Raw genomic sequence first — 19,063 nt, 5'->3', positions numbered from 1 at the left:
CGCGGCCCGGCCGCCCGGTACGGCACAATTCGCTGATATCGCAAGTGAGTTGGCTGGACCAGGGCGGGAAAGGGTGTAATCCTCCGTGGCGTTGGACGAAGCAAGGACGAGCGGCACGCACGGCGGCGGCTGTACCTGCGGCGACTGCCCGCACGGAGCCCGTCGCGGACACCGGCGCGCGGTCGCCGCGTTCCTGGCCAAGCGGGACGAACTGGCCGCCGGGAACGGGCTGCCCGCCGGCGTCGCCCAGTCCCCGTCCGCCTCGCGGCAGTGGGTCTCCGACGAGCTGACCGGATCCGCCCGTACCGTCGCCGAACGGGCCCGGGAGGCGGGTGACGCCTGGCTGCACCAGGTGTGGCGGGGCACGCTGTTCGCCGTCTGGGGCGCGGCAGGGGCGCTCCTCGTCGGGGCGAGCCTCACCGCGATCGGGGTCGGCTGGTCCACCGCCCGTACCGCCGGGCTGATCGCCGCCCTCCTCACCGCCGGGCTGCTCACGGCCGCCGCCCGGCTCCACCGCGCCCGGGGCGGCCTCCTCGCCCCGCTGATCGGTGAGGACAACCGGCTCTCCACCTCCCGGACGGTCGCCGCCGCCTGGGTGCTGCTCGCCGTCTTCGCCGTCCTCGTCCTCGCGCTGCAACTGGCCGGGGCCTCCGACCCGGACGACCGGGACGCGCTGATCGAGGGGCTCGACCTGGTGCGCTCCGCCGGGGTCGTGGCCGTGCTGGCGCTGGTGTGCGCGGTCGCCGTCGTCGTGCGCCGCGTGGTGACCGTACGGGTGTTGAACCAGCGGCTCCAGAAGCTGCGCGCCGACCGGCCGCGCGCCGCCGACCTGCTCACCGACGACTCGGGGCGCGGCTCCTTCACCGATGTGCAGTACGTGCTGGTCAGCGCCGTCGCCGTGCTGTTCGCCGCGGTCCGCCTCGCCCGCCGCCCCGAGCAGCTGCCCGATCTGCCGTGGGGGCTCGCGCTGCTGGTGGCGGTCTCGGCCGCGACCTACTTCGCCGGGAAGTACGCGGAGGGCGGCCGGCCCGTCGTGCTCTCCGTCGTACGGGCCCGGGAGGCCGGGGACCTGGACGGCGCGATCCGGACCGGCGACGACATCGAGATCCGGGGCGCGGGCTTCGTACCGCCCGGCGCGGGCGGCCCCGACCGGCTGGCCCGGCTCGTCGTACGGATAGGGACCGTCCATGTGCACGTTCCGCTGGTCCCGGTCGCCGGCGGCTTCGCCAACCCGACCGACACCGTCCTCACCGTGCCCGTCCCGGTCGAGGTCGAGCCGGGCACCGTGGACGTCCAGGTCGTCACCGCCGCCGGGGTGGAGACCAACCGCTGCCCGATCGACGTGACGGACTGACACCCGTTCTTCTTCCGCCGATCGCCCCGCAGCCCTGGTGAGCAGCGCCCCGAAGGCGTACGTATGGTCGAGGTGACGGGACTTCGGGAAGTAGGGCAGTGGTGATGAACGGTTACGGCGGCGGTTCGTACGGTCCGGGCGAGCGCAGGACGCTGCGGGAGCAGGCGGGCACGTACGCCCTGCTGCCGCTGCGGATCTTCCTCGGCGTCACCTTCGTCTACGCGGGGCTCGACAAGCTCACCGACAGCGCGTTCCTGTCCGCGACCGGCACCGGATCCATCGGCGAGATGATGCGCGGAGTGCGCGACTCCTCCGCCGTCCCCGCCCTCGTCGACCTGGCGCTCAAGAGCCCCGAGGGCTTCGGATACGCCATCGCGATCGGCGAACTCCTCGTCGGCCTCGGCACCCTCGTCGGCCTCTGGGCCCGGCTCGCGGCGCTCGGCGGCGCGCTGATCTCGCTGAGCCTCTGGCTGACCGTGAGCTGGCAGGCCACCCCGTACTACTACGGCAACGACCTGCCCTATCTGATGGCGTGGCTGCCGCTGGTGCTCGCGGGCGCCACCGTGTTCTCCGCCGACGCCTTCCTCGCCTCGCGCCGCCGCCGGAACATGTAGGCGGCCCAGGTCACCGTCGCGGCCAGCCACAGCCCGCCGAGGAACAGCGGCAGGAAGAACGTCCACGGGACCTCCCAGGCCCCGGCGGCGTCGGCCGCGTACCCGGCGGCCAGACCCAGCATCGCCAGGCCCGCCACCGCGCGGCCGGGCCGGAATTCATGACGCAGCACGGGTGACCTCCACCTGTCCGATACCGACTTCCAGTTCCAGTTCGATCGTGCCGGCGGGCTTCGTGCCCGTCGGCGGCGGCAGCGTCCGCTGCTTCGACTCGTCGCTGTTGATCCGGACCTGGACCCGCTGGCCCTCCTCCAGTCGGATCTCGCCGAGACCCGCCTCGGCGCGCACCTTCACCGTCACGTTCGCCGGGACGACGACGGCCGCCCGGCCCGCCGCCACGTCGAGCCCCGTGCGCACGGTCTCGCCCTGGGGCACCTTCAGACCGGACAGGTCCAGCCGGGCGTCGCCCGTACTCAGCTCGTAGTGCGGCTCGACGGCGGCCACCGAGGCGGGCCGCCATTCCTGACGGGCCCACGAGGTGTCGATGTCCTTCGGCACCGCCGCGGCACCCGCCAGCAGACCCGCCGTGATCATCGCCATCAGGACCGTGCCGAATCCGGTCCGCCCCAGCACCGAGGCGATCAGCAGACCGAGTCCGAACACCGCGAGGGCGGCGACCAGTCCGATCTGGAGCGCGGTGCCCAGCGGCTGGTGCTCCCAGCTCAGCCCGGTGCCGAGCCCTCCCGCCACCAGCGCCGTCAGGAAGACCAGGCCGCCGATGGAGCGCGGCCCGCGCGGAGCGGGCGACGGCCGAGGCGTACGGAACGGGGCGTCCGGCGTGGGCCGCCCGGCCTTCACATCGGCGCGCGCTGCATCGGCGTCCGTGTCCGGGGGCCCCCACAGGTAGCCGGAGCCGACCGGCCCCGTGGTCCCGTCCTTGACGATCGGGTCCCGCCACCACGACGGGCCGCCGGGCGTCGGCGGGGCCTTCACCTCCGGTGGCGGCGTGCCGAGCCCGCCGGCGTGCGCGGGTCCGGGCGGAGAAGCCGGTGCGCCGGGCGGGGCGGCCGGGTCCTCAGGGGCGGCAGTCCGCCGGGACTGCGTCCATACGGAGAACCCGACGACCGCCAGCGTCAGCAGCGCGGCGAACGCCAGCATGCCCCGGTTGTGCAGCATCGACAGGAAGAGACCGCAGCCGATCAGCGCCAGCAGCAGCGCCACCAGGGACGCCCCGTCGACCCGCCCCGACAGCAGCTTGCGCGCCTCGTTCTCGTCGTCGCCGTCCGCGGGCAGCAGCAGCCAGGCGAAGCCGTAGAAGATCAGACCGATGCCCCCGGTCGCCGACAGCACACCGAGCACGATCCGGAAGATCACCGGGTCCACGTCGCAGTACCGGCCGAGTCCGCCGCACACCCCGGCGACGACCTTCTGTCGCGGGGTGCGCCGCAGCGTCGGCTTCGGCGCTTCGGGGGGCGCGACGCCGGGAGCGGCGTTGGAGGGAGCGGTCATGCCTCCATGGTGACGGGCCGGACCGCCCGCCGGGACCCGCGCCGACCCTGGACGGTCCCTGATATTGCCCGCGCACGCCCCGGAAGGGCCGGATCCGCCGACCGGACACGCCCCGCCGGGCGACGGAGGGAGAGGGGAGGGCACCAGGCCGCACACGGGGGAGAGCATCAGGGTCACTTCGGGGGCCGACCCTGATGCCGCCCCGCGTCCGCGCGTGTGACGATCGGGGTATGCCAGCCGCCACCGCCCGAGCCGCCAGCTCCCTCGCCGCCGACCCGGAGGAGCCGCCGCTGCGCAAGCTCTACCGCAGCGCCGACGGCCGGCTGCTCGGCGGCGTGGCGCGCGGGCTCGCCGGGCACCTCGGGCTGCCGGTCGCCTGGGTGCGGTTCCTCTTCCTCGGGCTGTTCCTCACCGACGGCCTCGGCGCGGTGCTCTACGCGGTGTTCTGGATCGTCGTCCCGCTCGGCGTCGGTGGCGTCGACGCCCCGCGCTCGGTGTTCGAGACATCGACGGACGGCCGCCGCAAACTACGTAAACCGGACAAGGGTCAGGTCTTCGCACTGGTCGCCCTGACCGTCGGGGCCATCGCGTTCGTCGTCAACGTCGACATGGGCAGCGACGCCGACCGCTACATCTGGCCCACTCTGCTGATCGGCGCGGGCTCGGTCCTGGTCTGGCGGCAGGCGGACAACGCCCGCCGCGCCCGCTGGATGGAGACCGGCCGCAACCGCAAGCTGCTGCACCTGGCCCGCGGCCTCGCCGGAGTGGCCCTCGTCGGCCTCGGCCTCGCCGTGTTCATGGTGGTGCGCGGCTCGGCCGCCCAGCTCGGCAACGTCCTCACCGCGGCCATCGCCGTACTCACCGGCATCGCCCTGCTCGCCGGCCCCTACCTCGTGCGGATGACCCAGGACCTCTCCGAGGAGCGCCTGATGCGCATCCGCGCCCAGGAGCGGGCCGAGGTCGCCGCCCACGTCCACGACTCCGTGCTGCACACCCTCACCCTGATCCAGCGCAACGCGGACGACGGCGGCGAGGTCAGACGCCTCGCCCGCGCCCAGGAACGCGAGCTGCGCAACTGGCTCTACAACCCCGAGGGCACCGGCAAGGACGAGGACGACGAGCCGGAGACCCTGGCCGAGGCGGTCAAACGGGCCGCCGCCGAGGTCGAGGACAAGCACGGCGTGCCCCTGGAGGTCGTCGTGGTCGGCGACTGCCCCCTCGACGACAAGCTGACCGCACAGATGCAGGCCGCGCGCGAGGCGATGGTGAACGCCGCCAAGTACGGTGGCGAGGGCGGCGCCGTGCAGGTCTACGCGGAGGTCGAGGGCACCACGGTCTTCGTGTCCGTACGGGACCGGGGTCCGGGGTTCGACCTGGACGAGGTTCCCGGCGACCGCATGGGCGTACGAGAATCAATCATCGGCCGGATGCAGCGCAACGGCGGCAGCGCCCGGCTGCGTTCGGTGCCCGGCGGGGGCACCGAGGTCGAGCTGGAGATGGAGAGGGCGAGCGAATGACCGAGAACACCGAAGCCACCGGGGGCCCGGAGCGACGGGTACGGGTCGTGCTCGTCGACGACCACCGGATGTTCCGCACCGGGGTGCAGGCCGAGATCGGCCGCACCGAGGAGACCGGCGTCGAAGTGGTCGGCGAGGCCGCCGACGTCGACCAGGCGGTCACCGTCATCACGGCGACCCGCCCCGAGGTCGTCCTCCTCGACGTCCACCTCCCGGGCGGCGGCGGCGTCGAGGTACTCCGCCGCTGCGCCCCCATGATGGGCACGGCCGAGAACCCGGTCCGCTTCCTCGCGCTGTCCGTCTCGGACGCCGCGGAGGACGTCATCGGCGTCATCCGCGGCGGTGCGCGCGGCTACGTCACCAAGACGATCACCGGCACCGACCTGGTCGACTCCGTCTTCCGGGTCCAGGAGGGCGACGCGGTCTTCTCGCCCCGCCTGGCCGGCTTCGTCCTGGACGCCTTCGCCTCCACGGACGCCCCACCGGTCGACGAGGACCTGGACCGGCTCACCCAGCGCGAGCGCGAGGTCCTGCGGCTGATCGCGCGCGGCTACGCGTACAAGGAGATCGCCAAGCAGCTGTTCATCTCGGTGAAGACGGTCGAGTCGCACGTCTCGGCGGTGCTGCGGAAGCTCCAGCTCTCCAACCGGCACGAGCTGACCCGGTGGGCCACGGCACGACGGCTGGTCTGAGGCCGTCGCTCAACGGCCGGCCGGGTCGAGCGAGATGTTGACCTTCTCGCCGATCCGGCGGTAGCCGATGCTCGCGTAGATCCTCTCGACGCCGGGGCCCAGGCGGGCAGAAACTCCAGGCGGGGGAGCCGTTCGTGCTCCCGGAACACGTCGACCAGGGCCGCCGCCTCGTCCGCCGTGGGTTCCGCTTCCCGGTCGGGGATCGCGTAGTTGGCGTACTTCAGCTCCCAGTCCGGGTTGTGCCGGACGGTGAACGGGCCCACCCGGTAGTGGTCGGGAGATCGCAGCGTGAGCGTACGGGCGTAGTCCTGGACGGCGTTCGCCATCGTCATACGGGAGTTCCTTCGGCGGTACGGATCGGCGCCGGGGACTATGCCACCCGGGTCGCTCCGGCGAAAGGCATCTGATCGATGGGGGCGATGCGCACCGGTGCTCCCGGGCGCGGGGCGTGGATCATCTGGCCGCCGCCGATGTAGAGGCCGACGTGGCTGATCCCGGAGTAGAAGAACACCAGGTCGCCGGGGGCCAGTCGGGAGCGCGGGATGCGCTGTCCGGCGTTGATCTGGGTGTAGGTGGTGCGGGGCAGGCTGACGCCCGCCGCCTTCCAGGCCGCCTGGGTCAGGCCCGAGCAGTCGAAGGCGTTGGGGCCCGTCGCGCCCCAGACGTACGGCTTGCCGATCGCCCCGTGGGCGAAGGCGATGGCCTGCCCGGCGCGGGAGCCGGGGGCGGCGACCGGGCCGCTGCGGGCGGTGGAGCGGTCGGCGTGGGCCGGGCCGCCGCCGTGCCGGGCGTCGGCGGAGCGTTCGTAGGCGGCGCGCTCGTCGGCGGTCAGGGTGTCCAGCAGCCTGCGGGCGTCGGCCAGCTTGGTGCGGATCGCGGTGCGGTGTTCGCGCAGCTCGGTGCGGCGGGCGGCGAGGCGCTCGGTCTCCTGGCCGGCGACGGCCTTGACGCGGGTGATCTGGGAGACCTGCCGCTTGATGTTCCGCAGCAGACCGCTCTGACGGTCGCCCGCCCGGTCGAGGTAGGAGGCGCGCTGCAGATAGGCGTCGGGGTCGGAGGAGAGCGCCAGTTGCAGGGCCGGGTCCAGGGTGCCGCCGCGGTACTGCGCGGTGGCCAGCGACCCCAGGGCGTTGCGGGTGGTGTTGAGGCGGTCGGTGCGGCGGGCGGCCTCGTCGGTCAGGGCCTCGACCTCGCGGGTGGCGGCGGCCGCCTTCTCCTTCGCCCCGTTGTACTTCTCGGTGGCGACCTCGGCGTCGTGGTAGAGCCGGTCGACCTTCGCCTTGACCTGGTCGGCGGTGGGGGACGGTTCGGCGGGGGCCGCGCCGGCCCCGGTGACCGAGCCGGCGGTGGCGGCTCCGGCGAGCGCCAGGGTGGCGGCGGTACGGGCAGCAGGGCCGGTGAACGGGCGCTGCTTGGGTTTTCGGTGGGCTGACCTGCGGTGCGCTGCCACGGGGGCGGCATCCTTCCTGTCGGCTGGCCGCCGGGGGATACCGGCGGGTCCGTGAAGGACGCTAATCCGGGCGCGGAGAAAAGAGTCGCCATGACAGCTATTGCCCTGATGTGACGTTTCGCCGGTCACTCGTGATCGAAGCGATCGAGGAAGGCTTGCCTCACTGAAAGGTAAAACGTTGGCCATGGCTAGGCTCCCGAGCCATGGACGTACTCATCAATGTCTTCGTCGCCCTGCACATCATCGGCATCGCCTCCCTGCTGGGCGGCTTCCTGACGCAGATGAAGGCCATGGGGTCGGGGACCGCCCGGTTCACCCCCGCGATGCTGCACGGCGCGCTGACCATGCTGGTCACCGGCATGGCCCTGGTCGGCCTCAACCAGGCCGACGACCAGACCGTGAACAACGTCAAGATCGGCATCAAGCTGGCGCTGCTGGTCGTGATCCTCGCCCTGGTCTACGTCAAGCGCGACGAGGAGAAGGTCGACAAGGGCGCGTTCATCGCGGTCGGCGCCCTCACGACCGCCAACATCTTCATCGCCACGGTCTGGACCTGAGGCCGGACCACCGGACCTGAGGCCTGGCCGCGGCCTTCCGGGGGCGGCCGCCGATGAGCCGCCCCCGGCCCCGTACGCCTGCTACGCCGGGCGGACGCTCCCGTAGATCGGCATGTAGTAGATCGACTCCTCGCGCACGTTCGCACCCGGCTTCGGGGCGTGGATCATCATGCCGTCGCCCTTGTAGATGCCCACGTGGCTGATGTCGTCGTAGAAGAAGACCAGGTCCCCCGGCTGCAGGTCGGACGTGGCGACCCGGGTCCCGACCTTCACCTGGTCCCAGGTGGTCCGGGGCAGGGTCACGCCCGCCTCCCGCCACGCCGCCTGCGTCAGCCCCGAGCAGTCGTAGCTGGAGGGGCCCGTCGCGCCCCAGACGTACGGCTTCCCGATCTGGGCGCGGGCGAAGGCCAGCACCTTCTCCGCCTTGGCCGCGTAACCGCTGCCCGTACCGGAGCCGGTGCCCGAACCCGTGCCCGTACCGGAACCGGAGCCCGTGCCCGAACCGCCGCCCGACTCCTTCGCGGCCTCCTCGCGGGCCTTCTCCTCCGCCTCGGCCCTCTCCTTGGCCTCGGCGGCCTGCCGGGCGGCCAGCTTCGCCGCCTTCTCCTTGGCCTCGGCCTCCTTCTTGCGCTCCAGCTCCGCCAGCCGCGCCTTCTCCTCGGCGGTCAGCCGGGACAGCAGGCCGCGGGCCTCGGTGAGCTTGGTCTGCACGCCCTTCTTGCTGGAGGCGAGCGTGGCCTGCGTCTCGGTGAGCGTCTCCAGGCTCTTCACCGCCTCCGCGCGCTTCTTCGCCGCCGAGGCCTGCTGCGTACGGAAATCGGTGACGGCCTTCTGCTGCCGCTCCGTCGCCCGGTCCATCAGCCGGCTCTGGTCGAAGTACCCCTGCGGGTCGTCCGCCAGGAAGAACGTCGCCGTGGGCGCGATGCCGCCGCTGCGGTACTGGGCCGCCGCGTAGGAGCCCAGCGCGCGGCGCGCCTCGTTGATCTTCTCGGTCCGCTTCGCCACGTCCGCGAGCAGCGTGTCGACCTTCTTCTGCTGCGTGGCGGAGGCGGCCTTGGCCCGGTTGTACTCCTGGGTCGCGGTGCCCGCCTGCCGGTACAGGGCGTCGACCTTCTTCTGCACTTCCTCGATGGCGGGCTTCGGCTCCGCGGGCGCGGCCGTGGCGCTCTGCGTGGAGAGCAACGTCACGGAGGCCAGCGCGGCCGTCGTCAGCCCGACGGCGGGAGTGGTGGTGCGCACCTTCGTGCGCGGCTTGCGATGCGATGCCAAGACCGGCATCTCCTTCCGTGGACCGCCTACCGGGTTAGCTGTCGGGTTCGGACGGAACGGAAGGCTGTCCTACGGTCCGGATGCGAGGTCACGGACCGATTCACCCCGGTTCTGCGTGTGGGTCCCCGGTTCCGAACTGCCTGGAGGGCAGGACGGATTCGGCAGAGGTGTCCGTTAGGCGCGGTTCGCCTCAGAGAGGTACGGATCACCTGACCGAGCACGCTAGCCAACCCGTGCCACCGCTGGGAAGCACGATGAGCGATATGCCCGATACATTTTCGTGACCTTTTCGGATCCAGGGCTCCGCACCCCCTCCGACCGGGCACTCCTTCACGGAACGTGGACGTCCGCTCTCCGTGCGTAGGGCCGAGGTCACCGCTTCCCGGCTTCGGCGGAAGGTTGTCGGTGCGGCCGCCTAGACTCGGTAGGCGATGAGCAGCCTCTTTGACGACAGTTTCCTGACCGGCCTCCAGCCCGCGGAGGACGGCCCCCCGCCGCCCCCCGAGGACCACGCGCCCGAAGCGGTGCCGGAGGGACTCTTCGAGGGCGTCTACGACGCGCCCCCGCCGCCCCGGGACGGGTACTACCGGGACGGTCACCCGCGCCCGGTGCTCGACTCCGCCGCGCTGCTCGACGGGCTGAACACCGAGCAGCGTGCCGCCGTCGTGCACGCCGGCTCCCCGCTGCTCATCGTCGCCGGGGCCGGCTCCGGCAAGACCCGGGTGCTCACCCACCGCATCGCCCATCTGCTGGCCGAACGCGGCACGCACCCCGGGCAGATCCTCGCGATCACCTTCACCAACAAGGCCGCCGGCGAGATGAAGGAGCGCGTCGAGCAGCTGGTGGGCCCGCGCGCCAACGCCATGTGGGTCATGACCTTCCACAGCGCGTGCGTGCGCATCCTGCGCCGCGAGTCGAAGAAGCTCGGCTTCACCTCGTCGTTCTCGATCTACGACGCCGCCGACTCCAAGCGGCTGATGGCCCTGGTCTGCCGCGATCTGGATCTCGACCCCAAGCGGTATCCGCCGAAGTCCTTCACCGCCAAGGTCTCCAACCTCAAGAACGAGCTCATCGACGAGGAGACCTTCGCCGGGCAGGCGGCGGACGGCTTCGAGAAGACCCTCGCCCAGGCGTACGCGCTCTACCAGGCCCGCCTGCGCGAGGCCAACGCCCTGGACTTCGACGACATCATCATGACGACGGTCCACCTCCTCCAGGCCTTCCCGGACGTGGCCGAGCACTACCGCCGCCGCTTCCGCCACGTCCTGGTCGACGAGTACCAGGACACCAACCACGCCCAGTACACGCTGGTCCGTGAGCTGGTCGGCCCGGCCGGGGAGAACGACGCCCCCGCCGAGCTGTGCGTGGTCGGTGACGCGGACCAGTCGATCTACGCCTTCCGGGGCGCGACCATCCGCAACATCCTCCAGTTCGAGGAGGACTACCCCAGCGCCACGACGATCCTGCTGGAGCAGAACTACCGCTCCACGCAGACGATCCTCTCCGCCGCCAACGCCGTCATCGAGCGCAACGAGAGCCGCCGTCCCAAGAACCTCTGGACCAAGGCCGGCTCCGGCGCCCGCATCACCGGCTATGTCGCCGACACCGAGCACGACGAGGCGCAGTTCGTCGCCGACGAGATCGACCGGCTCACCGACGCGGGCGACGCCAAGGCGGGCGACGTCGCCGTCTTCTACCGCACCAACGCCCAGTCCCGTGTCTTCGAAGAGATCTTCATCCGCGTCGGCCTGCCCTACAAGGTCGTCGGCGGCGTGCGCTTCTACGAGCGCAAGGAGGTCCGGGACGTCCTGGCCTACCTCCGGGTCCTCGCCAACCCCGAGGACACCGTCCCGCTGCGCCGTATCCTCAACGTCCCCAAGCGCGGCATCGGCGACCGCGCCGAGGCCATGATCGACGCCCTGTCGATGCGCGAGAAGATCTCCTTCCCGCAGGCGCTGCGCCGCGTCGACGAGGCGTACGGCATGGCCGCCCGCTCCTCCAACGCCGTCAAGCGTTTCAACACGCTGATGGAGGAGCTGCGCACGATCGTCGAGTCCGGCGCCGGACCGGCCGTCGTGCTCGAAGCGGTCCTGGAGCGCACGGGCTATCTCGCAGAGCTCCAGGCCTCCACGGACCCGCAGGACGAGACCCGTATCGAGAACCTCCAGGAACTCGCCGCCGTCGCCCTCGAATTCGAGCAGGAGCGCGGCGAGGAGGAGGGCGCGGGAACGCTCGCGGAGTTCCTGGAGAAGGTCGCGCTCGTCGCCGACTCCGACCAGATCCCCGACGAGGACGAGGACGGCTCCGGCGTCATCACGCTGATGACCCTGCACACCGCGAAGGGCCTGGAGTTCCCGGTCGTCTTCCTCACCGGCCTGGAGGACGGCGTCTTCCCGCACATGCGGGCCCTCGGCCAGACCAAGGAGCTGGAGGAGGAGCGCCGCCTCGCGTACGTCGGCATCACCCGCGCCCGCGAACGGCTCTATCTGACCCGGGCCGCGATGCGCAGCGCCTGGGGCCAGCCCTCGTACAACCCGCCCTCGCGGTTCCTGGAGGAGATCCCGGAACAGCACCTGGACTGGAAGCGCAAGGGCCCGATGGCCGCTCCCGCCGGACCGACCTCCGGCATCACGTCCTCGCTCTCCTCCTCCCGCGCCCGCACCGGCCCCTCGGGCTTCGCGACCCGGCGTTCCACGGAGAAGCCGACGGTCACCCTGGTGGCCGGGGACCGGGTCACGCACGACCAGTTCGGGCTCGGCACGGTGACGGCCGTCGAGGGCTTCGGCGACCAGGCCAAGGCGACGGTCGACTTCGGCGACGAGCGCCCGAAGAAGCTGCTGCTGCGGTACGCGCCGGTCGAGAAGCTGTAGACGGGCGGACAGACGCGAAAAGGGGGGCCCTCGGGCCCCCCTTTTTTCTCACGTGCTCGTCAGGTCGGGTTGACGCCCTTGCTGCGCAGCCACACCAGCGGGTCGATCGCGGCGCCGCCGCCGGGCCGGACCTCGAAGTGCAGGTGCGGACCGGTGGAGTTGCCCGAGTTCCCGGAGTACGCGATGACGTCACCGGCCTTCACCGGACCCGAGCGGATCTTGGTGCTGCTGAGGTGGCAGTACCAGGTCTCGGTGCCGTCGGCCGCCGTCACGATCGCCATGACCCCGTAGGCGCTGTTCAGCTGGGTGCGTACGGTGCCGTCGGTCGCGGCCATCACCGGAGTGCCGTACGAGACGGGGAAGTCGATGCCCGAGTGCACGGACATCCAGTTGACGCCCGCCTGGCCGTAATAGGCGCTCAGCCCGTGCTGCTTGACCGGCAGGACGAACTTGGGGCGCAGCGCCTCACGGCGTGCGGCCTCCTCCTCGCGCTTCTTCTTCTCCGCCGCCTGCCGCTCCCGCAGGTCGATGCGCTCCTGGGTGCGGCTCGCGCGCTCCCGGAAGTCGTCGCTGCCCTCGGAGAGCTGAGCCAGCTGGCTGTCCAGCTGGTTGTTGGCGGCGACCGGCTTGACCGTGCTGGGGTCGGCGACCGCCAGCGAGGTGGTCGTCTCGTCCTGCTTCTCCTCGCCGCCGGGCATCCCGCTGACCGAGGCCGCGGCGATGCCCGCGACGCTCATCACGCAGGCGGAGGGCACCGCGACGGTCAGCAGGGCGGAACGCTTGGCGGGGGTGCGCCGACGAGCCCGGTTGCGGGGTGCGGGGGCGCGGACGGCGGTGCGGTTCACGGGGTGCCGGGCGGGGAAGTCCTCCCCGGCGTCCTGCTCCCGGTCCGGCGCGACATCCGGCGCGGCGTCCGGTGCGAGGGCGGCGAACGCGGCGGTGGAGGACGGGTCGGCCGCCGGATCCTCGGCCGTTCCGTCCGGCTCGCCCGACGCCTCGGGCGCCGTCGCGTCGGCCGCATGCTGTTCGTGCTGCGGTTCGTACAGCGGGTACGACGTCTGTTCGGGTTCGTACGCGGTGTCCCCGGGCGTGGCGCCGGAGTTCCACGCGGTCGCGTCGTAGGCGCCCGTGTCGTAGGCCCCGCCGTCGTACGTGCCCGTGCCGTAGGCGCCGGTGGTGGCGTACGTACCGGTGTCGGCGGCGACGGCCGCCGTGCCGTACGCGCCGATCGGATACGCCCCGGTCTCGTAGGCGTCCGCCCCGTGGACGCCGCCGGTTCCGTACGCGGTGGCGGCCGGATACGCACCGGTGTCGTAGGCGCCCGTGTCGTACGTTCCGGTCTCGTACGCCTCCGTGGCGTACGGGGTCTCCGCGCTGTACGCGGCGGTCGCCCACTGGCCGGTCAGGTCCGGGTCGGTGACCTGCTGCCAGGTCCCGGAGGCGTCCCACTGCTGTGGGTCCTGCTGCAGGGGCTGCTGCGGGGCCTGCTCCTGAGCGGCATAGCCGTCGTAGGCGAAGGTCTGCTGTGCGCCGGTGTTCCAGGCGGAAGCGTCGTACTGGCCGCTGTGGTTCGGCTGTCCGGTCGTGTCGTAGCCGACGCCGTAGGTGGTGTCGCCGTATCCGGCGGCGGGGTGACCCGCGTCGTAGCCGGTGTCGTGGCCGCCCGGAAGGGAGCCGAAGAGCGGGTCGGTGTCGAAGCTGCCGGTCGATCGGTCGTCGTACCCGACGTGCCCGGCGTGGGGGTGCTGGTCGTTCACCAACTTCTCTCTCGCCTCGGCAGCAGGACTGTTCTGGGTCCCGGTCAGGGGTGTCCCAGGGGGAAGCAGTGGCCGCGACTGTACCCGGCGGTATGTGAGGACGACAATCTTCGACAGGTTTTGCGTCCGCAGGAAACGGGCAATCGGCCGTCTTTCGGTGGACGACAGACGCAGCCTTGGCCCTACGTTCGAAAGATGTTCTATTTCAGGCCACGGAAGCCGCACCGGCGGCGGGCGCCGCGTCCTCTCCTGTCACCGGCGCATCCAGAGCCTCACGGATCGCGGCGGCCACCGTCGGGTGCACGGGCAGGGCGAGGTGCCCGATGCCGGTGACGCGTACGTTCACCGCGTCGAGATCGGGGTGGTCGACGCGCGCCGTCTGGGTGGGGACCATCACCTGGTCCAGCTCGCTCCAGAAGCTCACGAACCGGGTCCGGCAGCCGGGGGCGGGGGTGCGCAGCTCCTCGATCACGGAGGAACCGGCGCGCATCTGCCGCACGATGGGGTGAACGCCCGCCCCGGGGGCGACGGCGGTGCCTCCGTGCGGCGTTCCGAGCGTCACCAGGGTGCGCACGCGCCGGTCGCCGCCGAGTCGCTGTACGTAATAGCGGGCGATCAGGCCGCCGAGGCTGTGCCCGACGATGTCGACCCGGTGGTGCCCGGTCCGCGCGCAGATCTCCTCCACATGCCGCCCGAGCAGCCCGGCCGCGGTGCGGATGTCGCGGGTCAGCGGGGAGTAGTTGAGGGATTCCAGGTGACGGTGGCGGTGGTGGCCCTGGTCGTGGCCGTTCCGGATCAGCGCGCGGCGCAGGAGGACGAACACGGAGCGGTTGTCGATGAAGCCGTGCAGCAGGACGACGGGCGGCGGCGCGGCGACGGCCGTGACGGGAAGGGCGGTGGCCGGCGGGGCGGCCTCGTCAGGGTCCGGGGCCGGGCTTCCGGAGGCGGTGCCGGTGCCGCTGCCGGTGCCGGCTTCCGTGCCTGCCGACCGGGTCGGCGGGCGGCGCTCCGGGGTGAGGCCGAAGGGGTAGACGGCCAGGTGCCCGGCGAGGACGACCAGCTCCAGCGCGGTGGCGCCGAGCAGCGCGGACGACAGCCGGGGCAGTCGGGGCAGTCGGGAGAGGAGAGGGGGAAGGGGGAGGAGCTTCACGGCCGGCCTCCTGCACTGGCGCACGGGGGAGGCGGCTCCCGTCCCCGTACGCCCTCATGGGGCGCCGGCACGAGCGGCGCACGGCCGGTGACGGCCGGGCGACGTGGGGCCGTACCACCGTGCCGTGCGGCTGGCGGCGCGGTGGTACGGCGACCTCGTGGCGGCTCCCTCAGGGGGTGTGTCGTGCCGGTCCCCGCGCGGCCGGAACACCGCCTCGTACGGGGGACGGCGTCTGGCGAACATGTCCCACGTGTGATTTCCCCCTCCCCGCCTGCCGCGAAACTGCGGCTTGCGGGATGCTGTGGATAACGTTCGTTCACATCCCCGGCCCTTCAGGCACGGGAGACCAGGTGGAGGCAGTGATGGGTGTGACCGGTCCGATCCGTGTGGTGGTGGCCAAGCCGGGCCTCGACGGCCACGACCGCGGGGCCAAAGTCATCGCGCGGGCGTTGCGGGACGCCGGTATGGAGGTGATCTACACGGGTCTCCACCAGACGCCCGAGCAGATCGTCGACACGGCGATCCAGGAGGACGCCGACGCCATCGGCCTCTCGATCCTCTCCGGGGCGCACAACACGCTGTTCGCCAAGGTGATCGAGCTGCTGAAGGCCCGGGAGGCGGAGGACATCAAGGTGTTCGGCGGCGGGATCATCCCGGAGGACGACATCGCACCGCTGAAGGAGCTGGGCGTCGCGGAGCTCTTCACGCCGGGGGCGACGACGACCGAGATCGTCACCTGGGTCAACGCCAACGTCCGCCAGGCCGCCCAGGCCTGAACGCCGGCCCCGGGGCGGGCCCGCTCGCGCAGGCCCGCGCGGGGCCGCTGTGCCTGCCTGACGCCGGGCGGCGCGGGCCGCCGCGCGCCCCGGGCCGGGGCTGCTTCGGGTGGCCCGGGGCGGCCGGGCGACCGCGGGCCGGGTGGGCCGGGGCCGGCTCGGCGTGGCGTGCGCGTCCTGGTCAGGCCATCAGCTCCGCCTCCATCGTGGCGCGCAGCCGCAACGTGGAGACCAGGCGCTGGAACGCCTCCGACCAATAGCCGCCCGCTCCCGGTGACGCCCCCTCCTGCTCGTCCTGCGCGGCCGTCAGAACCTCCAGCCGGTCGGCCTCGGCCGGATCCAGGCAGCGTTCCGCGAGGCCCATCACTCCGCTGAAGCTCCACGGATAACTCCCGCCGTCCCGCGCGATGTCGAGTGCGTCGACCACCGCACGCCCGAGCGGCCCGGCCCAGGGGACCGTGCACACCCCGAGCAGCTGGAACGCCTCCGACAAGCCGTGCGCGGCGATGAACTCCGCGACCCAGACGGCCCGTTCGTCCTGGTCCAGGATGGCGAGGAGCTTCGAGCGCTCGGCGATCGAGGCCGTCCCGGGGCTGCTCGCCGGGGGAGCCGAGGGGCGCCCTAGCAGGGCCCTGGCCCAGCGCGGATTCCGCTGCCGCAACGCCGCCCGGCACCAGGCGGCGTGCAGCTCCCCGGCCCAGTCGTCGGCGACGGGCAGGGCCACGACCTCCTCGGCCGGACGCCCGCCGAACCGCTGCTCCCAGACACCGAGCGGGGTGGCCTCCACCAACTGCCCGAGCCACCAGGACCGTTCGCCCCGGCCCGTCGGCGGCACCGCGGCGACGCCGTCACGCTGCATACCCGCGTCGCACTCGTGCGGCGCCTCCACGACGATGGAGACGACGTCCCCCGTACGGTCGGGGCTGACGCAGGACATCGCGCGGGCCGCCATCCGGCCGGCGAGGGCCGACGCGGGCAGGGCGGACAGCAGTTCGGCGGCGGTGGCGCGCACATTGCGGCTGCGGTCGGACAGGGCCTGCTCCAGGAACGGCTCGTCGTCGGCCCCCAGCCCGGACCGCAGGGAGTCCAGGAACATCAGCCTGTCCTCGGCCCGTTCGGCCGACCACGTGGTGGCGAGCAGGGCCGGCCCGGCGGGCGGATCCTGCGCCCGTACGGCGTCGAGCAGCGCGACCCGCTCCGCGAACAGCCCCTCCTCCCACAGGCGGCTCACCGCGTCCGGGTCCTCGGTGTCGGGCCGGAGCGTGCCGCTCGGGGAGCCCCGCAGGGCGAACTTCCAGTCCGGGTTCAGCGCGGCCAGCCACAGACCTCGCGGCCCGGCGAACGCGAGCGCCTGCGGGCGCAGGTCCGTCCGGGCGCGGGCGGCGTCCAGCAGAGGCGGCAACAGGGCCGCCGGGGCGCGGAAACCCTTCCGGTTGGCGGTGGCCAGCCACTGCGGAATCAGTTCGGTGAGGTCGGGCGCGGTCCCGCGCCGCCCGCCGCCCGAGGGCGCGGCCCGATCGGACAGCAGACGGGCGAGCCGGTGCCGGGCGGCCTCGGGGAGCGCAGGGCGCGGATCCGGGGCGGCGGGCTCGGGCCGGGCTTCCGGCACGGCGGGCAGCAGCCCGGCCCGCTGCCGCACGGTGTGCAGCGCGACGGCGTCCAGCAGGGCCGTTGGAACATCGGCGGCCGGTACGGGGTCGCCGCGCGGCGTCGGCGGCCGGCGGTCGGTCCCCAGGAGCGCCGAGGTGACCAGCTCCTCCCAGGTGGGAGAGTCGACCGATCTGGATGCGGATGCGGATGCGGATGCGGATACGGATGCGGATGCGGGAGCGGTGCTGGTGCTGGTGGTGCGAGGCATCTTTACCCTCCGGTGGGGATGGTGGGCGGGCGGGAACGGTGGGTGGTGAGCGTCGGATGGTGGGTCTCCGGGCGCGGGTCGCCGCCTGCCGGTCGCCGGTCGTCCGGTCGTCGCCTCAGACCAGTTGGACGACCGACCCGCCCGTGGTGCGCCCGTCCTCCTCCCGCTCGCCCGGGTCCCAGGCCGCGAACGGGTCGAAGCCGCGGTGGCCGATCTCGCCGAACACGGTGACCGGGCCGCCGCCGGACAGGGCGACGAGCTTCCACAGGCCCGGCCGGGACAGCGCGGCCGGGGCGATCGGCAGCGCGGATGCGGCGTGTGCGTCGGCCACCTGCCAGCCGTCCTCGGACGGCACGGGTATGACGTCGCGCAGGGTGACCGGGCAGGCGTCCAGCCAGGGGTCCTCGCGCAGGGCGGTGCCGTAGACGGCCGGGGCGGCCGCTGCGGCGATGCCCGGCGGCGGGCCGGCCGGGGCCGTGGTCCCGAACTGCTCGCCCAGCTCCGCACGGAGCTGCCCACCGCCCGGATACGGCGTCAGCTCGGCGTCGATCGTGGCCCCCACCGGCAGCGCCTGCGCCGGGGACCGGCCCGCCGCGCCGAACGACAGCAGCAGAGCGGTGCGGCCCGACTCCCGCCCGTACAGCCAGATCCGCCGGGTGACGATCCTGCCGTCCGGGGTGTCGTACTGCGCGAGGACCAGCCAGTGGTCACGGATCGGGGCGCCCTCGGCGGACATCGGCAGCCCCACCCTCGTCCGCACCGTCGCGGCCAGCGGGTCCGGCAGCCGCTCCCGGCCGAGCCAGGCCGTGTCCAGCAGATGGAGCAGGCCGCACTCCTCCAGCAGCCGGACCGGCCAGCCCGGACCGGACCCGGTGATCGCGCCCAGCTCCCGCACCCGCGCCGCGAGACCGGGGGCCTGGGCGTCGACCATGCGGGCCGCGGTCTCCTCCCACAGGCCGTAGCCCGAGCGGTCGGTCGCGGCGAGCCCGCCGCGCAGCAGGTCGGCCAGACGCTGCTCGAGCTCCTGGGCGCCGCCCGTGACCCGCTCGGCGCGGCGCTCCGCCCGCTTCCTGGCTGCGGCGTCGGCGGGCCCCCGCGCGATGCCGCAGCCCGCCGCCGCGCCGGCCTGCTCCGCCGCCGGTCCGCGCCGGCCCTCGATCCAGGCCGCGGCCCAGTCGGCCGGCTCGCCGGACCGGCATGCGGCGTCGTCGGACGCCAGGAGCAGCAACAGCCCCAGCGCGTGCTTGCACGGGAACTTCCGGCTCGGGCAACTGCAGGAGCAGGCCGGGCCGGTGGTGTCGACCACCGTCCGGTACGGCGTGCTCCCGCTCCCCTTGCACAGCCCCCACACCGCACCCGCTCCATCGCGGCCCGTGCCGGACCACGGGCCGGCCGTACCGAGTCGCGTGCCCGCCTTGCGTGATGCTTCGTCAGGAGCCAGCGCCAGCACCTGCTCCACCGACCAGCGCGCCACCGGTCCACCGGTGGGCGAGGGTTCTCCCCCGTGAGATAGCAGCATGTCCCCGACGGTAGGCGGCACCACTGACAATCGCCTCCGACCTGCGGTGCAGCCGCCCCGAGGGGATTTGACTTCGCCATTGCCCTGCGCTTCTCTGCGGTCTCCGCCCACGGAACCGATCCGGGCGGGGGTCCGACCGGCCGACGGACCGGTTCCGGATGCTCGTGCACGGGC

Annotated in this window: 15 protein-coding genes, 1 pseudogene and 1 riboswitch; of the genes and pseudogenes, 7 read left to right on the top strand and 9 right to left on the bottom strand. The window is 72.9% G+C overall.

Annotation, left to right across the window (positions count from 1 at the left end; translation table 11 throughout):
• The first annotated feature begins 85 nt into the window (after nt 1-85).
• Together AC0VY3_RS30605 and AC0VY3_RS30600 are read left to right on the top strand one after the other, a co-directional pair.
• Nucleotides 86-1,354, top strand: a complete 1,269-nt coding sequence (locus tag AC0VY3_RS30605) for a hypothetical protein (protein ID WP_475551075.1) — start codon at nt 86-88, stop codon at nt 1,352-1,354.
• Nucleotides 1,355-1,458: 104 nt separating this feature from the next.
• Nucleotides 1,459-1,968, top strand: coding sequence for a DoxX family protein (locus AC0VY3_RS30600; RefSeq protein ID WP_103507442.1), 510 nt, complete (start codon nt 1,459-1,461; stop codon nt 1,966-1,968).
• On the opposite strand, the gene AC0VY3_RS30595 is transcribed toward AC0VY3_RS30600, so the two are convergent.
• Together AC0VY3_RS30595 and AC0VY3_RS30590 are read right to left on the bottom strand one after the other, a co-directional pair.
• Nucleotides 1,875-2,138, bottom strand: a complete 264-nt coding sequence (locus AC0VY3_RS30595) for a hypothetical protein (RefSeq protein WP_103507435.1) — start codon at nt 2,136-2,138, stop codon at nt 1,875-1,877. The two genes, AC0VY3_RS30600 and AC0VY3_RS30595, sit on opposite strands and share 94 nt — an antisense overlap.
• Nucleotides 2,125-3,474: a PspC domain-containing protein gene (locus tag AC0VY3_RS30590; protein WP_103507436.1), complete on the bottom strand. Its 1,350-nt coding sequence runs from the start codon at nt 3,472-3,474 to the stop codon at nt 2,125-2,127. The genes AC0VY3_RS30595 and AC0VY3_RS30590 overlap by 14 nt, the downstream gene beginning before the upstream one ends.
• A gap of 230 nt (nt 3,475-3,704) precedes the next feature.
• Here AC0VY3_RS30590 and AC0VY3_RS30585 point away from each other — a divergent pair, with 230 nt between their 5' ends.
• On the top strand, nt 3,705-4,991 hold the full coding sequence (locus tag AC0VY3_RS30585; protein ID WP_030084467.1) for a PspC domain-containing protein: 1,287 nt from the start codon (nt 3,705-3,707) through the stop codon (nt 4,989-4,991).
• On the top strand, nt 4,988-5,683 hold the full coding sequence (locus tag AC0VY3_RS30580; RefSeq protein ID WP_030579654.1) for a LuxR C-terminal-related transcriptional regulator: 696 nt from the start codon (nt 4,988-4,990) through the stop codon (nt 5,681-5,683). Before AC0VY3_RS30585 ends, AC0VY3_RS30580 begins: the two co-directional genes overlap by 4 nt.
• Nucleotides 5,684-5,772: 89 nt before the next feature.
• Here AC0VY3_RS30580 and AC0VY3_RS30575 read toward each other — a convergent pair.
• Nucleotides 5,773-6,015: pseudogene (locus AC0VY3_RS30575) on the bottom strand (GNAT family N-acetyltransferase); the annotation flags it as partial.
• Nucleotides 6,016-6,053: 38 nt separating this feature from the next.
• Complete coding sequence (locus AC0VY3_RS30570) at nt 6,054-7,133, bottom strand: C40 family peptidase (RefSeq protein WP_475551074.1); 1,080 nt, start codon at nt 7,131-7,133, stop codon at nt 6,054-6,056.
• A gap of 203 nt (nt 7,134-7,336) precedes the next feature.
• Here AC0VY3_RS30570 and AC0VY3_RS30565 point away from each other — a divergent pair, with 203 nt between their 5' ends.
• Nucleotides 7,337-7,690: a hypothetical protein gene (locus AC0VY3_RS30565; RefSeq protein ID WP_030084475.1), complete on the top strand. Its 354-nt coding sequence runs from the start codon at nt 7,337-7,339 to the stop codon at nt 7,688-7,690.
• Nucleotides 7,691-7,771: 81 nt separating this feature from the next.
• Here AC0VY3_RS30565 and AC0VY3_RS30560 read toward each other — a convergent pair whose 3' ends face one another.
• Entirely contained in the window at nt 7,772-8,968 is a 1,197-nt protein-coding gene (locus AC0VY3_RS30560; protein ID WP_181010722.1) for a C40 family peptidase, read from the bottom strand.
• Nucleotides 8,967-9,133, bottom strand: a riboswitch (cyclic di-AMP (ydaO/yuaA leader). It overlaps the preceding gene by 2 nt.
• A gap of 257 nt (nt 9,134-9,390) precedes the next feature.
• Here AC0VY3_RS30560 and pcrA point away from each other — a divergent pair.
• Complete coding sequence (gene pcrA, locus AC0VY3_RS30555; protein ID WP_475551073.1) at nt 9,391-11,829, top strand: DNA helicase PcrA; 2,439 nt, start codon at nt 9,391-9,393, stop codon at nt 11,827-11,829.
• A gap of 59 nt (nt 11,830-11,888) precedes the next feature.
• Here pcrA and AC0VY3_RS30550 read toward each other — a convergent pair whose 3' ends face one another.
• Nucleotides 11,889-13,586: a M23 family metallopeptidase gene (locus AC0VY3_RS30550; RefSeq protein WP_475551072.1), complete on the bottom strand. Its 1,698-nt coding sequence runs from the start codon at nt 13,584-13,586 to the stop codon at nt 11,889-11,891.
• Between the two features lie 205 nt (nt 13,587-13,791).
• Complete coding sequence (locus AC0VY3_RS30545) at nt 13,792-14,736, bottom strand: esterase/lipase family protein (RefSeq protein WP_475551071.1); 945 nt, start codon at nt 14,734-14,736, stop codon at nt 13,792-13,794.
• A gap of 362 nt (nt 14,737-15,098) precedes the next feature.
• Between AC0VY3_RS30545 and AC0VY3_RS30540 the strand changes: the two genes are divergently transcribed.
• Nucleotides 15,099-15,512 (top strand): cobalamin B12-binding domain-containing protein, encoded by a 414-nt coding sequence (locus AC0VY3_RS30540; RefSeq protein ID WP_003966859.1) that lies wholly within the window; start codon nt 15,099-15,101, stop codon nt 15,510-15,512.
• 181 nt (nt 15,513-15,693) lie between these two features.
• Here AC0VY3_RS30540 and AC0VY3_RS30535 read toward each other — a convergent pair whose 3' ends face one another.
• Together AC0VY3_RS30535 and AC0VY3_RS30530 are read right to left on the bottom strand one after the other, a co-directional pair.
• Nucleotides 15,694-17,370, bottom strand: a complete 1,677-nt coding sequence (locus AC0VY3_RS30535; protein WP_475551070.1) for a DUF5691 domain-containing protein — start codon at nt 17,368-17,370, stop codon at nt 15,694-15,696.
• A gap of 115 nt (nt 17,371-17,485) precedes the next feature.
• Nucleotides 17,486-18,889 carry an SWIM zinc finger family protein gene (locus AC0VY3_RS30530; RefSeq protein ID WP_475551069.1) on the bottom strand — a complete coding sequence of 468 codons (1,404 nt, stop codon included), beginning with the start codon at nt 18,887-18,889 and terminating at the stop codon, nt 17,486-17,488.
• Nucleotides 18,890-19,063 lie beyond the last annotated feature (174 nt).

The organism is Streptomyces sp. iso_384 (genome assembly GCF_056172905.1).
The sequence above is the reverse complement of the archived record's forward strand: the minus strand, read 5'-3'. Positions and strand labels throughout refer to the sequence as shown.